The following is a 14680-nucleotide window of genomic DNA, read 5'->3' on the forward strand; positions in this document are numbered from 1 at the left end:
GAGGCGCCATGTCCTCGCTTTACTGGCCCTACCTCATCGCCGACTACTACCGCGGCCTGGAGATCGTGACAGCGGTGGTCGGCGTCATCATCCTGCTGTCCAGCCTGGACGACCTGTTCATCGACGGCTGGTTCTGGCTGCGCGAACTGCGCCGCGGGCTGACGGTCAAGCGCCAGTACGCGCCGCTGACCGCGGAGCAGCTGCGTGCCAAACCGGAACAGCCGCTGGCGATCATGGTGCCCGCCTGGCTGGAATATGACGTGATCGCGCCCATGCTGCAAAACATGGTGTCCACGCTGGAATACAAGAACTACACGATCTTCGCGGGCACCTACCAGAACGACGAGCGCACCATCAAGGAGGTGGAGCGCATGCGGCGCCGCTACCGCCAGCTGATACGGGTGGAAGTGCCGCACGACGGGCCGACCTGCAAGGCCGACTGCCTGAACTGGATCGTGCAGGCCATCTTCGCGCAGAACGCCCTTCAGCCCGAGCCCTACGCCGGCGTGATCCTGCACGACAGCGAGGACGTGCTGCACCCGCTGGAACTGAAGTACTACAACTATCTGCTGCCGCGCATCGACTTCATCCAGCTGCCGGTGACCTCGCTGGAACGGGAATGGCACGAGCTGGTCGCCGGCACCTACATGGACGAATTCGCCGAATGGCACACCAAGGACCTGGTGGTACGCGAAAGCCTGTCCAGGATGGTGCCGTCGGCCGGCGTGGGCACCTGCTTCTCGCGTCACGCGCTGGAGGTGCTGGCGGCCGAGACGAACAACCAACCCTTCAATACCGATACGCTGACCGAGGATTACGACATCGGCGCGCGCCTGGCCCAGCGCGGCATGCGCCAGATCTTCGGCAAGTTCCAAGTCGAGTACGTGACGCGGCGCCGCTCCTGGTTCGGGCTGGGTCCGGAGAAGATCTCCGCCATCAGGATGCCGCTGGGCGTGCGCGAATACTTCCCCAACACCTTCCGCACCGCCTACCGGCAGAAGGCCCGCTGGACGCTGGGCATCGGCCTGCAAGGCTGGCAGCAGGTGGGGTGGACGGGATCGCTGGCCACCAAGTATCTGCTGTTCCGCGACCGCAAGGGCCTGTTCACCTCGTTCATCGCGATACTGGCCTATCTGCTGCTGGCCAACTTCTTTCTCTTCTTCCTGGCCGACCGCTTCGGCTGGTGGAAGGTCTACTACCCCTCCTACTTCCGCCCCGGCGGCTGGCTGGTGACGCTAATGTGGCTGAACGCGGGGGCCTTGCTGCTGCGCGTGGTGCAGCGCGCGTATTTCGTCGGCCACATGTACGGCTGGGAGCACGCCCTGCTGTCCATGCCGCGCATGATCGTCGGCAACTTCATCAACGCCATGGCGGCGGCGCGGGCCTGGCGCCTGTTCATCGGCCACCTGATCACGGGCAAGCGGCTGGCCTGGGACAAGACCATGCATGACTTCCCCTCCACCGACCAGCTGGCGCAGCAGCGCCAGCGCCTGGGCGACCTGCTGCTGTCCTGGCAGGCCATCGACCACCAGATGCTGGAGCAGGCGCTGGAGATCCAGGCGCGCGAAAAGCGGCCGCTGGGCGAAATCCTGATGGAACGGGGCTGGCTCGATGAAAAGACGCTGCGCGAAGCGCTTTCATTCCAGCAGGGCGCTCCAACACAAACCGAACCTCCCGCGGACCCGCTATCGCACAGGCCCTCTCCTCCATGACCGTCATTTCGCGTTCGCTGGCTTTCAGCGCCCTGCTGCTGTGCGTGGCAGCGGCTCCCGAAGCCGCCGCCCAGGCCGCGGCCGCAACCGAACGTCCATTGGAGGGTGACGCCTACCAACTGGCCGACCAGGCCTACAAGCAGTACGACGCGGGGCATTACGAAACCGCCCAGGTCATGGCGGAGAACGCCATCCGGCTGCGGCCCGACGTGGCCCGCCTGCGGCTGCTGCTGGTCTATGCCCTGGAGAAGCAAGGCAAGCGCCAGGAGGCCGTGCGCGCCGCCGACGCCGCCATCGCCGACGGCCTGGGCTCGCCCGAGCTGCGCCAGGCCCGGGCCAACCTGCAACGCCCGCCGGCCGTGGCCGCCACGCCTGCGCAGCCCGCGGCGCAAACACCTGCGCAAGCGTCCGAACCCGCTCCCGAACAAGCTTCCAAGCAAGCGCCAGCACAAACGCCCGCACCGGTCCGCAAGCCCGCGCCGCAAACCCCGTACCAGCGGGCCTATCCCGTGGCGGCGCGCGCCTATGCGGACTATGCGCGCCAGGACTACGCCGCGGCCGCCGCAGGCGCCGAACGCGCCTTCCGCGCCGCGCCCAGGCAAGACGAATGGGCCTTGCTGTGGGTGGAATCGCTGGGCGCGCAGCAGCGCTATGAAGCCGCCAGTCAGGCGGTCGACACGGCGCTGGCGCTGGGCGCGCCCAACCAAGCCGCGCTGCACGCCAGGCAGCAGGCCTTTCAGAAGCAGATCGCCGCCAGCCAGGCGCCCGCCGCGCCGGCTCCGGGCAGCGTGGCCGCCACGGGCGCCTACGCCGCCTACGACCGGGGCGCCTACCAGGAAGCCATCGCGCTGGCCCGCCAGGCCGTGGCGCAAGCGCCAGACAACGAAAGCCATGCCCAGCTGCTGACGACCACGCTGGCCGCGGGCACCAAGGCGCAAGCGGCCGAAGCGGAAGCCCGGCTCGGCGACGCCATCGCTCGCCAGCCGGACTCAGCCCAATTGCTGGCGCAGCGCGGCTACGCGCGCCAGCGCCTGGGCCAGCCCGCGGGCGCGGCGTCCGACTTCGCGGCCGCGCGCGCGACCGGCCAGGCGCCGCCGCGCCTGATCCTGGACCAGGCCTATGCGCAGTCCGCAATGGGCGACAACCGCGCCGCCACGGACTCGCTCAAGCAGGCCATCGACATGGACGACGCCGGCCAACTGGGCCTGACGCCGCTGGAACGCTACAACACGCGCAGCGGCGTCGCCGCCCTGTCGCGCGAATGGGGCGGCTCGTTCTCCGCGTCCTACCGCGGCGCGCGGCCGGCCAGCTCCAGCCTGGGCGGGGCCGCCATCAACACGCCTGGCGACGTGATATTCAGCACTGCGGAAATCTTCTGGCGTCCGCCGCAGCTGAACAACCGCTGGGGCATGCTCGAAGCCTATGCGCGCAGCTCCAACACGCTGTACGACGGCGGCAGCACCTACGAGTCGCGCAGGAACGTCGACCCCTGCACCGGTGCAAGCACCCCGGACGAACGCTCCAACGAAGAACGCTTCCGCAACAACAGCACGGCATCCGGCATCCCCAGCACCATCGGCGCGCTGGGCCTGCGCTATCTGCTGGCCGATACCGGCGTGACCTTCGGCATCGAACGCCGTTTCTTCCTGGGGTCCGCCACCCGCCAGGGCTATGCCTACCCCGAATCCAGCGCGGTGCAATGCGCGGCGCAGCAGGCCTTCCACAACGCCTATCCCAATCTGCAGGACCAGAGCGCCGTGGCGCGCTACAAGCTCAACGGCAATGCCGGCGGCTGGATGTCCTACGTCACCTACGGCTATTACCAGGGCCGCGAGTTGCGCGTGGACGTGCCGAGCTGGCTCACCATCGAAGGCTATGCGCAGGCCGGCTACGCATGGGACGACAACAGCGCCCGCTACACGGCCTACTCGGTGGACTCCAAGGGCCAGCGCCAGCAGGACCTGGGCAGTTCCTCGGGCCGCCTCAAGCGCGACCAGGCCTTCCTGTCCGGCGAGCTGCGCGTGGGCCGCAGCTTCCGCGCCACCAGCATCAGCGACAAGCTGGTGCTGTTTCCCTATGCGGTGGTGGGCGCGGACTGGCTGTGGCAGAAGAGCGTGGCCAAGCTCGACGACCTGCCCGGCTACGGCAGCCAGTCGGTGGTCCTGTCCGACCATGACACCTCGTGGTCGCTGGGCGTGGGGCCCGGCTTCAATGTGCGCTACTGGTTCCGCGAGGACCACTACAACGCGCCGCGCTCCTACCTGGACTTCGGCGTCCAGTACCGCACCAGCATAGGCGGCGGCGAGAGCGACCGCGCCAAGGGTTGGTTCATGAATATGACGCTGTCGTACTGAGCGCCCATGACGACGATGCGCGCAGCTCAAAGCCATGGCGGCTGCGCCACCACGATAGCGGCACCGCTTCAGGTCGCGAGTCCGCCGCCTAAAGCGGCCACTCCCGCCTGAGACGCTCGGCCTCGGGCGTGGGCCCGATCAGCCAGGGATCCGCGGCAAAGGCGACCACGCTTTGCGCGCGGTAGCGCCGCGCGATGCGCAACTGCCGCCGCACGCGCGCCGCATCGGCGGAGCGGGCATTGAAGGTGGTGCCGTCCTGGCGTTCGGACGGCAGTTCCTCGAACAGTTCGACGATCAGGTCGAACGGCGCGCGACGCGCCAGCAGCATGCGGTGCAAGGGCTCCAGCGCCTCGTATGCCGCCATGCCGGACACGCCTACCCCGTCCTGCAGCATGGGCCTCAGCCTGGCGGCATCCAGCAGTCCGCTCCACAGATCTGCCAGACTCAGCGACCCCGGCAATTTGCTGTGATACGTGGAGATGGCGGGTGCGCGCCCGGTCTGTTGCGCGAGCGGATCGGACAGTTCGCGCAGCCATTGCGCAAGGCGTGCCTGGCGGCCAGCCGCGGCCCAGCTGTGCTGCTCGATCTCGTAAGGGATATACCAGCCGCGGAACGCGGCAAGCCCGGTTGCGCCCGAGGCCCGGGCATAGGCCAGCGCCTGCGCCTGCGCGGCCTGCAGGAAAGCCGCCAGCGCCGCGTCATCCGGATTGCCCAGTTGCCGCCACCAGCGCTCGTCGTAGGGCAGGCCCAGTTGCAATCCCATGCCCAGGCGCTGCGCCTCATCGAAGATCAGCGCCAGCGTGGCCGCAGGCAATTGCCACGGTTGGGGACCGCCGCTCGCCCCTACCCATTGGATGATGATCTCGCGGAATCCCAGCGCATGCATGGCGGCGATGCGCTCGCGCCAGGCCTCTGGACTCAATTCCAAATGGCTGGGCCACAGTTGCCAAAAGGTGCTTTGCATCGACCACGCCGGCGCGCACGCGGGCAGGCCGGCGGCCAGCGCCGCCGCGCCCAGTCCTTGCAACAAGCGCCGCCGGCCGGTGGAAGCAGGCATCGATGCCTGCATGGGCTGCCTGGCGATAAGACTTAACCGCGGTTGCCGAAGATGCCCGACAAGGACGCCAGCAGGTCGGCCGGGTTGAGTTGCTGCTCGCCCTGGACCTCGCCGTTGGGGGTGGCCTTGTCCACCAGCTGCGGCAGCAGCGAGGACAGCGAGCCCAGCACGGAATCCGTGTCCTGCCCGGTCTTGGAGGCCAGTTCATTGACAACGCCCGGATCCAGCACGGAACCGAGCTGGTCGGCGCTGACCGGCATGTTCTGGCCGGTGCCCACCCACGAAGCGACGATCTCGTTCAGGCCGCCCTTCTGGAAGCTTGCGATCAGGCCAGTCAGGCCGCCCGGGTACTTGTTCAGTTGCTCGATCAGCGCGGGCAGCAGCGAAGCCGAGCCCCCTTGCTGACCGCCGCCGGCCATCGAGGCCAAGGTATCCAATAGGCTCATCATCGTGCTCCTGAAAAATCGGAGAATCAGTATAGGCCCATGCCCGCCGCGCTGCCTGTCATCTAATGGATGACACCCGGGATCTTTACAAAGCTTATCTATTGCGTCCGGTCAGTTTGCGGCCTTCCCCGCCTGCAAGGCTTGCAACGACTTCAGGCCGGCGCGGCCGTCCGGCCGCAGGCCCAGTTCGCGCTGCACCGCCTGCAGGGCCTGCCGGGTACGGGCGCCGATCATGCCATCGGGTTCGCCGATCTCATAGCCGCGGGCAATCAGCAAGCGCTGCAATTCGCGCCGCTGCGCCCGCGACAGCCCCGGATCGTCGGTCGGCCAGGCTTGCGCCAAGGGACCGCCGCCGCGCAGCCTGTCGGACAGATGGGCAATGGCCAGCGCGTAACTTTCCGCGGCGTTGTAGGAATACAGGGCGTCGAAATTGCGCGTGACCAGGAAGGCGGGGCCGCCGCGGCCCGCCAGCAGCAGCAGGCCGGCCGGCGTGTCGCCCGCGGGCAGCGGCTGGCCGTCGGCGCGCGTGACGCCCCGCCCGGCCCAGTACGACATCGGACGCTTGTTCTTCCTGCCCGCGCCCGCGGTGTCCAGGCCCGCCGGCAGGCGGACCTCGTAACCCCATTGCAGCGCGCTGTTCCAGCCCGCGCGCTTGAGGAAGTTGGCCGTCGATGCCAGTGCATCCGGCACGCTGTCGACCAGGTCGCGGCGGCCGTCGCCGTCGAAATCCACCGCCAGCCGCAAGTAGGTCGAGGGCATGAACTGGGTCTGGCCGAAGGCGCCCGCCCAGGATCCCGTCAGGCGTTCGGGTGCGATGTGCTCGTCCTGGATGATCTTCAGGGTGGCAAAGAATTCGCCCCGGAAATAGGCCTGCCGCCGGCCGAAGCAGGACAGCGTGGACAGCGACGTCAGCAAAGGCCGCCCGCCCAGGGTGCGGCCGTAGTTGCTCTCCACGCCCCAGACTGCGGCGATGGTGGCCGCGTCCACGCCGTAGCGCGATGCGGCGCGGTCCAGGTCGGACTGCCAGCGCGCCATGCCGGCCTGGCCGTCGGCCACGCGCTCGTCGTCGACCAGGGCCGCCATGTAGTCCCAGATGGGCGTCTTGAATTCCGGCTGGGCGTCCAGCAGATCGAGCACCGCCATGTCGGGCACGAGCCCCGCGGTGTGGGTGTCGAACGTGGCGCCCGACACGCCGGCCTTGAGCGCCGGGCCGCGCAGTTGCGCCAGGCAGGCCGCGAACGCGTCGGCGGCCGAAGCGGCGGGCGTCAGCGAAATGAGCGCGCCTCCGGCCAAGAGGATGGTCAGCGGCCGCAGGCAGCGGGTCCGCAGCGCTTTGATGAAATTGTCGGTGCTCATGTTTTCCAATCAACCGGCCTGCAACGCGGCAAGCTCGGCATCGTCGAATCCGGCGGCGCGGCGCGCCTCCAGGTTGAAGGGACCGCGCAGGCGCGGCGCATCAAAACGCTGCGCCAGTTCGGCATAGCAGGCAACGGGATCGTGGCCCGTCTGCGCGCACAGCTGCTTGTACCAATGGTTGCCGATGGCCACGTGGCCGATTTCGTCGGCCAGGATGATGTCGACGATGGCCGCGCTCTCCGCGTCCCCCGCTCCCGCCAGCTTGGCGCGGATCGCGGGAGAGGCATCCAGGCCGCGCGCCTCCAGCGTGCGCGGCACCAGCGCCAGGCGGGCCAGCAGGTCTTCTTGCGTGCGTTGCGCCATGTCCCACAGGCCGTTGTGGGCGGGGAGATCGCCATAGGCGTGGCCCATCGCGGCCAGGCGTTGCCTGAGCAGGTCGAAGTGGTAGGCCTCTTCGCGCGCCACGCGCAGCCAGTCGCGGTAGAAGGCTTCCGGCATGCCGGCAAAGCGCCACATGATGTCCAACGCCAGGTTGATGGCGTTGAATTCGATGTGCGCCAGCGCGTGCAGCAGCGCCGCGCGCCCTTGCTCGCTGGCCATGGAGCGCTGCTTGACCTGGGCGGGGGCCACCAGCTCGGGCCGTGCCGGGCGGCCCGGCAGCTCCGCCGTGGGCGTGTACTCCCGCTGGCAGTCCAGCGGCGCCTCATCCGACATGGCGCGCACTGCCGCCAGCTTGTCCTGCCAGGCCGTGGCGGCCAGGGCCGCCAGCGCCTGCCCGCGCAGGCAATCCCGGCCATGCCCGGCCGCGGCGGGCATCGTATTGCTGTCCATATGCTTCTCTGTGCCGGGCGGCCTCGCGCCAGCCCGAAATCCCGTGAAAGCGCCGTGGCTGCAAGCCTCGCGCATACACGGAGACTTTATCATTCAGCCATGGATTCCCTGCGCCTGACCATAGAAACCGACCTGTCCCGCATCGACGCCCAGCAATGGGACGCGCTGGCGGGCGATCAGCCCTTCCTGCGCCATGCGTTCCTACGCGCGCTGCACGACACCGGCTGCGCCGCGCCCCAGACCGGATGGGCGCCGCATTACCTGGCGCTGTGGCGCGACGGCGCGCTGGCCGCCGCCGCCCCGCTTTATCTGAAATCGCATTCGCGCGGCGAGTATGTGTTCGACTACGCCTGGGCGGACGCCTTCCAGCGCCATGGGCTGCGCTACTACCCCAAGCTGCTGTCGGCCATTCCATTCACTCCGGTGACAGGGCCCAGACTGCTGGCAGGCAACGATGAGGACCGCGCCACGCTGGTGCGCGGGCTGATCGCCTTCGCCGAAGAACTCAAGGTTTCGTCGCTGCATCTGCTGTTCCCTTCGGACACCGATATGCGCGTGCTGCGCGACGCCGGCTTCATGATCCGCGAAAGCGTGCAATTCCACTGGACCAATCCGGGCTATGCGGACTTCGACGCCTTTCTGGCCACGATGAGCCACGACAAGCGCAAGAAGATCCGCCAGGACCGCAAGAAGGTCGCCGCCGCCGGGCTGTCGTACCGCTGGTTGCGCGGCGCGGAGATCGGCGCGGCCGAACTGGACTTCTTCTACGAATGCTATTGCCGCACCTATTTCAGCCACGGCAATCCGCCCTACCTGAGCCACGAATTCTTCCGGCGCGCGTACCGCGAACAGGCCGAGGCCTTCGTGCTGATCCTAGCAGAGCGCGACGGCCTGCCGGTGGCGGCCGCGCTCAATCTGGCGGGCGGCGACGCGCTGTATGGGCGCTACTGGGGCGCGGCCGAATACGTGCCGGGGCTGCACTTCGAGACCTGCTACATGCAGTCCATCGCCTACTGCATCGCCCACGGCATCGCGCGCTTCGAGGGCGGCGCGCAAGGCGAACACAAGATGGCGCGCGGGCTGCTGCCCACGCCCACCTGGTCGGCCCACTGGGTCGCGCACCCCGGCTTCGCGGACGCGATCCAGAACTTCCTGGATGAGGAAACAGCAGCGGTGACGGACTACCTGGGAGAGCTGGAAACGCACTCCCCGTTCAAGCGGCCGCAGGAAGGCTGAGCTCTACAGGAAGCGGTCCAGCAGCTTGCGGCTGTGCTTGTCCAGCGACTGGATGTCGCGCACCAGATAAAAGATGCCGTGGCTGTCGGCGATCAGCAGGGTCTGCGGACTCAGGCGGCGGATGTCCTCTTCGCCGCGCAGCGTGAACGAGGTGGGACCGCGATCGGTATCGACTTGCCAGGTGCTCGGCGTCGCGAAGGTGGAGACGCTGGCCAGCTTGCGGATCTCGGGCATGAATTCCCGGCTCGCCAACTCTTCCTCGATCAGCGCGCGCTGCGGGGCCGGCACATCGGACAGGTGTTCGATCCAGACCAGTTCGCGCCCGTCCGCCGTCACGAGCGACAGGCCGCGGCCCGGTTCGCTGATGGGAAAGGCCCGCACGGGCAGCACGCCCTCGTGGTTCTGGCCATCGGCGGACTGGAACTCCAGGCGCCCGAAGGCATTGCGGCGCAGCTGAAAAGACGGCAAGGTCATGACGATAATTCCAGTTCCGCGTCAGGCCACGGCGGCCATGTCTTCGCTGCCCGACGCCTGCGCGTCGGCCTCGGCCTGGCGCGCCTGCGCCTGGTACAGGCGATAGTAGGCGCCCTCGCGGGCCATCAGTTCCTCGTGCGGGCCCTGCTCCACGATCTGGCCGCGGTCCAGCACCACCAGGCGGTCCGCCTTGCGCAAGGTGCTCAAGCGGTGGGCGATGGCGATCGTGGTGCGGCCGCGCACCAGGTTGTCCAGCGCCTTCTGGATTTCCTTTTCCGTGGTGGTGTCCACCGACGAGGTCGCCTCGTCCAGGATCAGGATGCGCGGATCGATCAGCAGCGCGCGCGCGATCGAGATGCGCTGGCGTTCGCCGCCGGACAAGGCCTGGCCGCGCTCGCCGACCAGCGAGTCATAGCCGTGCGGCAGCCGCAGGATGAACTCGTGCGCATGCGCGGCGCGCGCCGCGGCCAAGATTTCGTCACGGGTGGCGTCCGGCTTGCCGTAGGCGATGTTCTCGGCGATGGTGCCGAAGAACAGGAAAGGCTCCTGCAGCACCAGCCCGATATTGCGCCGGTAGTCCGCCACGCGCACCGAGCGTATGTCGGCGCCGTCCACCAGCACCGCGCCCTCGGACACGTCGTAGAAGCGGCAGATCAGGTTGATCAGCGTGCTCTTGCCCGAGCCGCTATGGCCCACCAGGCCGATCATCTCGCCAGGGGCGATATTCAGGTTCAGCCCGCGGATGACCTGGCGGTTGCCGTAACGGAAACCCACGTCGCGCAATTCGATGCGGCCGTTGATATGCGGCAGCTTGGCCGGGTTCTGCGGCTCCGGCACGCTGGACACGTGGTCCAGGATGTCGAAGATGCGCTTGGCGCCGGCCGCGGCCTTTTGCGTGACCGAGACGATGCGGCTCATCGAATCCAGGCGCATGTAGAAGCGCCCGATATAGGCCAGGAAGGCGGCCAGCACACCGACGGTGATCTGCTTCTGCGACACCTGCCAGATACCGAAGATCCACACCACCAGCAGACCCACCTCGGTCAAAAACGTGACGGTGGGCGAGAACAGCGACCAGGTGGTGTTCACGCGGTCGTTGACTTCCAGGTTGCGGTTGTTGGCTTCGCGAAAGCGCGCGACTTCGCGCTTTTCCTGCGCGAAAGCCTTGACCACGCGGATGCCCGGTATGGTGTCGGCCAGGACGTTGGTGATTTCCGACCAGATGCGGTCGACCTTTTCGAAGCCATGGCGCAGGCGGTCGCGCACCGCGTGGATCATCCAGATGATGAACGGCAGCGGCACCAGCGTGACCAGCGCCAGCCACGGGTTGATGGACACCAGGATGACCGCCGTCATGACGATCATCAGGATGTCGTTGGCGAAATCCAGCAAGTGCAACGACAGGAACACGCAGATACGGTCGGTTTCGCTGCCGATGCGGGAAATCAGGTCCCCGGTGCGCTTGCCGCCGAAATACTCCAGCGACAGCTGCTGCAGGTGCTCATAGGTAGTGGTGCGCAGGTCCGCGCCGATGCGCTCGCTGACCCAGGCCAGGATGTAGGTGCGGGCCCAACCCAGGCCCCAGGCCAGGAAAGCCGAGGCCAGCAGCCCTCCCAGATAGAGGCGGACCTTGTCGTAATCGATGGGCGCGCCGTTCTGGAATGGAATCAGCACGTCGTCCATCAGCGGCATGGTCAGATACGGCGGCACCAGGGTGGCGGCCGTGCCCAGCAGGGTCAGCACGAAACCCGCCAGCAGCGGCCCGCGGTAGGGGCGGGCGAAACGCCACAGGCGCAGCAGCGCCCACGTGGTGGATGGCGCCGCCTGTTCCTGGTTGCAGGTCGGGCATTCTTCCTCGCCCGCCGGAATGACGTTATTACAGACGGTGCAGGTGCGCTCCGCCAGTTCCTCGTCCTGATGGCCGGACAAACGGATGGCCTGCTGGGTCTCGAACTGCGCCAGCAGGCGCAGCGCGGCCGGATTGCGCGCCAGCGTGAAACGCCAGGCGCCCAGGCGGGAGCCGTCGTCGTGCAATTCCAGCAGCGCGGCGCCGGCGTGGTCGGTCAGGCTCAGCTTTAATTGGGGGCCGTATGCCCAGGATTCCCAGCGCGGCTCGTCCGGATGGCGAGCCAACAGCCGGCGGTCGGTAGCGGCGACCAGCCCCGGGCGGAACTTCAGGCGCTGATCCAGGTCTATTTCAACCCAGGCCAACAAGGTTTCGCCATCCGCCAGTTCGGCGCGGATTTCATCCCGCCAGCGGGCAGGAAAGGCTTCGGCAAGGCCGGAAAGCAGGTTTGGTTTTTTCATTGGAACGCATACCGGGCCAGGACTCTGCCCTACTAGGCGGCAACCGGTTCGCAACCTGGACTGGCGGCAAACGTGTCCCTTCCTTACAACATAACGATTTCACGCTTTGAAGGCGTCGTATAGTAGCAGCCGATTTTTCTAATTAGGAATATCTGGGATCCCCCACTCGTTGGCATTATTCTAAGGGCGCAACCCCAATAAATTCGCGGTCTTGCATAGGGGCGTCCGCGCGTGCCAACCTGCTTCTCCAGTAAATTAAAACATGAAAAAGAAAGACATTGAATTTCTCGATGTCGTGGCTTTGCGCGGCCCGAACATTTGGACGTATCGCCCGGTACTCGAAGCGTGGGTGGATATCGGTGAATTGGAGGACTACCCCTCCAACACCATCCCCGGCTTTTACGAACGCCTGACGGAATGGCTGCCGACCCTGATCGAGCACCGCTGCAGCCCGGGAGTCCGGGGCGGCTTCCTGTCGCGCCTGAAGGAAGGCACCTGGCCCGGCCACATACTTGAACATGTCACCCTGGAACTGCAGAACCTGGCCGGCTTGCGCGGCGGTTTCGGCAAGGCCCGGGAAACCTCCACCCGCGGCGTCTACAAGGTCGTGGTGCGCGCCTGGCAGGAACAGGTCACCCGCACCGCCCTGAACGAAGCCCGCGACCTGGTCATGGCCGCCATCGAGGACCGCCCCTTCGACGTGCCCGCCGCCATCGCCAAGCTGCGCAGCCTGATCGACAAACACTGTCTCGGCCCCAGCACCGCCTGCATCGTGGACGCCGCCGACGACCGCGACATCCCCTATATCCGCCTGTTCGAGGGCAACCTCGTGCAGTTCGGCTACGGCTCGGCCCAGCGCCGCATCTGGACGGCCGAAACCGATCGCACCAGCGCCATCGCCGAAGGCATTTCGCGCGACAAGGACCTGACCAAGGAACTGCTGTCGACCTGCGGCGTGCCCGTGCCCGAAGGCCGCCTCGTGCGCAGCGAGGACGACGCCTGGGAAGCGGCCGAGGACATCGGCCTGCCAGTGGTCGTGAAGCCCTATGACGGCAACCATGGCCGCGGCGTGTTCACCAACCTGACCACGCGCGAGGAAGTGGTGTCGGCCTACCGCGTGGCCGTGGACGAAGGCAGCGGCGTGATCGTCGAGCGCTTCGTGCTGGGCAACGAGCACCGCCTGCTGGTCGTGGGCGACCGCATGGTGGCCGCCGCCGCCGGCGAACCGGCCTGGGTGACGGGCGACGGCAAGTCCACCATCACCGAACTCATCGACAGCCAGATCAATACCGACCCGCGCCGCGGCCGCACCGAGAACCATCCGCTGAATCCGGTGCGCCTGGATTCCGCCGCGCGGCTGGAAATCGCCCGCCAGGGCCTGTCGGAAGACAGCGTTCCGCCCGAAGGCCAGCGCGTGCTGGTGCAGCGCAGCGGCAACGTCGCCTTCGACGTGACCGACCGCGTGCACCCCAGCATTGCCGCCACGGTGACCCTGGCCGCGCGCATCGTGGGCCTGGACATCGCCGGCGTGGACCTGGTGGCCGAAGACATCTCCCGCCCGCTGGAAGAACAGCGCGGCGCCATCGTCGAAGTCAATGCCGGCCCCGGCCTGCTGATGCACCTGAAGCCGGCCGACGGCACCCCGCGCCCGGTGGGCCGCGCCATCGTCGACCATCTGTTCCCCGAAGGCGACGCTGGCCGCATCCCCATCGTGGGCGTGACCGGCACCAACGGCAAGACCGTGGTGGCGCGCCTGGTGGCCCGCCTGCTGAGCCTGTCCGGCAAGCGCACCGGCCTGGCCTGCAGCGAAGGCCTCTATCTGGACCGCCGCCAGGTGCAAAAGGGCGACCGCGCCGATTTCGCCTCGGGCACGCGCCTGCTGATGAACCGCAACCTGGACGCCGCCGTCATCGAGAACGACAGCAGCGTGATCCTGGGCCAGGGCCTGGCCTATGACCGCTGCCAGGTGGGCGTGGTCACCAACATCGACGACGCCGACCACCTCGGCGACTTCGACATCAACGAAACGGAACGCATGTTCAACGTGTTCCGCACCCAGGTGGACGTGGTGCTGCCCGGCGGCGCCACCGTGCTGAACGCGCGCGATCCGCGCGTGGTGGAAATGGCCGAGCTGAGCGACGGCGCCGTGATCTTCTTCGGCATCGACCCCGCCCTGCCCGCCATCGCCGCCCACCTGCAGCAGGACGGCCGCGCCGTGTTCGTGCGCGACGGCGGCATCGTGCTGGCGCAAGGCAGCCGCGAGGAACGCCTGGCCACGGTGGCCTCGATCCCGCTGACCCATGGCGGGCGCGTGGCCTTCCAGGTCGAGAACGTGCTGGCCGCCGTGGGCGCCGCCTGGGCGCTGGACATCCCGGTGGAGCTGATCCGAGCCGGCATCGAAACCTTCGACATCGACCAGGCCGACGCGCCCTGGCAGTTCACGCTGTTCGAACGCAACGGCAGCACCGTGGTGGTCGACGATGTGCACAACGCCTCGGCGCTGCGCCCCCTGATCGCCGCCATCGACCAGTTCCCGTCGACCACGCGCGCCGCCGTCTATTCGGCCGGCGCGGACCGCCGCGACGCGGACCTGATCGAACAGGGCAAGCTGCTGGGCGACGCCTTCGACCGCGTGGTGCTCTACGACGACCTGACCGTGCGCAGCAAGCGCCCCGCGGGCGAGGCGCGCGCGCTGCTGCGCCAAGGCCTGGAGCAAGGCTCCCGCGTCAAGGACATCCACGACGAACCCGACCACGGCAAGGCCATCCAGAGCCAGCTCGACCGCATCGCCGCAGGCGACTTCGTCCTGCTGCAGTCCGACGAAGCCTTCTCCGGTCCCACCATCGACCTGGTCCGCCGCTGGATTCAGCAATACTGACAATATCTGCGCGCGCCCTCGCCCAAGCG

Annotated in this window: 10 protein-coding genes; 4 read left to right on the forward strand and 6 right to left on the reverse strand. The window is 67.7% G+C overall.

All coding sequences use genetic code 11. The features are described 5' to 3' along the window. Positions 1-8 precede the first annotated feature (8 nt). Positions 9-1712 (forward strand): glycosyl transferase family protein, encoded by a 1704-nt coding sequence (locus tag FOC84_RS04160; protein ID WP_173143310.1) that lies wholly within the window; start codon positions 9-11, stop codon positions 1710-1712. Next, positions 1709-4066 (forward strand): NfrA family protein, encoded by a 2358-nt coding sequence (locus tag FOC84_RS04165; protein WP_173143311.1) that lies wholly within the window; start codon positions 1709-1711, stop codon positions 4064-4066. Before FOC84_RS04160 ends, FOC84_RS04165 begins: the two co-directional genes overlap by 4 nt. An 88-nt stretch (positions 4067-4154) precedes the next feature. Here FOC84_RS04165 and FOC84_RS04170 read toward each other — a convergent pair whose 3' ends face one another. From FOC84_RS04170 to FOC84_RS04185, 4 genes are all read right to left on the reverse strand, one after another. Beyond that, entirely contained in the window at positions 4155-5123 is a 969-nt protein-coding gene (locus FOC84_RS04170) for a DUF4434 domain-containing protein (RefSeq protein WP_254241906.1), read from the reverse strand. A 32-nt stretch (positions 5124-5155) separates the two neighbouring features. After that, the gene (locus tag FOC84_RS04175) at positions 5156-5569 is read right to left on the reverse strand and encodes a YidB family protein (RefSeq protein WP_173149946.1); all 414 of its coding nucleotides are present in this window, start codon (positions 5567-5569) and stop codon (positions 5156-5158) included. 111 nt (positions 5570-5680) lie between these two features. Next, positions 5681-6925, reverse strand: coding sequence for a lytic murein transglycosylase (locus FOC84_RS04180; RefSeq protein ID WP_173143313.1), 1245 nt, complete (start codon positions 6923-6925; stop codon positions 5681-5683). Between the two features lie 9 nt (positions 6926-6934). Then, on the reverse strand, positions 6935-7756 hold the full coding sequence (locus tag FOC84_RS04185; RefSeq protein ID WP_173143314.1) for a ferritin-like domain-containing protein: 822 nt from the start codon (positions 7754-7756) through the stop codon (positions 6935-6937). Between the two features lie 99 nt (positions 7757-7855). Here FOC84_RS04185 and FOC84_RS04190 point away from each other — a divergent pair, with 99 nt between their 5' ends. Continuing rightward, entirely contained in the window at positions 7856-8992 is a 1137-nt protein-coding gene (locus FOC84_RS04190; RefSeq protein ID WP_173143315.1) for a GNAT family N-acetyltransferase, read from the forward strand. A gap of 3 nt (positions 8993-8995) precedes the next feature. Here FOC84_RS04190 and FOC84_RS04195 read toward each other — a convergent pair whose 3' ends face one another. Together FOC84_RS04195 and FOC84_RS04200 are read right to left on the reverse strand one after the other, a co-directional pair. Next, the gene (locus FOC84_RS04195) at positions 8996-9466 is read right to left on the reverse strand and encodes a DUF1854 domain-containing protein (protein WP_173143316.1); all 471 of its coding nucleotides are present in this window, start codon (positions 9464-9466) and stop codon (positions 8996-8998) included. A 21-nt stretch (positions 9467-9487) separates the two neighbouring features. Continuing rightward, complete coding sequence (locus FOC84_RS04200; protein WP_173143317.1) at positions 9488-11773, reverse strand: ABC transporter ATP-binding protein; 2286 nt, start codon at positions 11771-11773, stop codon at positions 9488-9490. A gap of 262 nt (positions 11774-12035) precedes the next feature. Here FOC84_RS04200 and cphA point away from each other — a divergent pair, with 262 nt between their 5' ends. Further along, a complete protein-coding gene (cphA, locus tag FOC84_RS04205; RefSeq protein ID WP_173143318.1) occupies positions 12036-14651 on the forward strand; it encodes a cyanophycin synthetase in 2616 nt (871 codons plus the stop codon). The last annotated feature ends 29 nt before the right edge of the window (positions 14652-14680 follow it).

Origin of the sequence: Achromobacter pestifer (genome assembly GCF_013267355.1) — a bacterium.
Taxonomy (GTDB): Bacteria; Pseudomonadota; Gammaproteobacteria; order Burkholderiales; family Burkholderiaceae_B; genus Achromobacter; species Achromobacter pestifer_A.

Coding starts and splice junctions, on each gene's coding strand:
- FOC84_RS04160 (WP_173143310.1), top strand. CDS start 9: ATGTCCTCGCTTTACTGGCCCTACCTCATCGCCGACTACTACCGCGGC.
- FOC84_RS04165 (WP_173143311.1), top strand. CDS start 1,709: ATGACCGTCATTTCGCGTTCGCTGGCTTTCAGCGCCCTGCTGCTGTGC.
- FOC84_RS04170 (WP_254241906.1), bottom strand. CDS start 5,123: ATGCCTGCTTCCACCGGCCGGCGGCGCTTGTTGCAAGGACTGGGCGCG.
- FOC84_RS04175 (WP_173149946.1), bottom strand. CDS start 5,569: ATGAGCCTATTGGATACCTTGGCCTCGATGGCCGGCGGCGGTCAGCAA.
- FOC84_RS04180 (WP_173143313.1), bottom strand. CDS start 6,925: ATGAGCACCGACAATTTCATCAAAGCGCTGCGGACCCGCTGCCTGCGG.
- FOC84_RS04185 (WP_173143314.1), bottom strand. CDS start 7,756: ATGGACAGCAATACGATGCCCGCCGCGGCCGGGCATGGCCGGGATTGC.
- FOC84_RS04190 (WP_173143315.1), top strand. CDS start 7,856: ATGGATTCCCTGCGCCTGACCATAGAAACCGACCTGTCCCGCATCGAC.
- FOC84_RS04195 (WP_173143316.1), bottom strand. CDS start 9,466: ATGACCTTGCCGTCTTTTCAGCTGCGCCGCAATGCCTTCGGGCGCCTG.
- FOC84_RS04200 (WP_173143317.1), bottom strand. CDS start 11,773: ATGAAAAAACCAAACCTGCTTTCCGGCCTTGCCGAAGCCTTTCCTGCC.
- cphA (WP_173143318.1), top strand. CDS start 12,036: ATGAAAAAGAAAGACATTGAATTTCTCGATGTCGTGGCTTTGCGCGGC.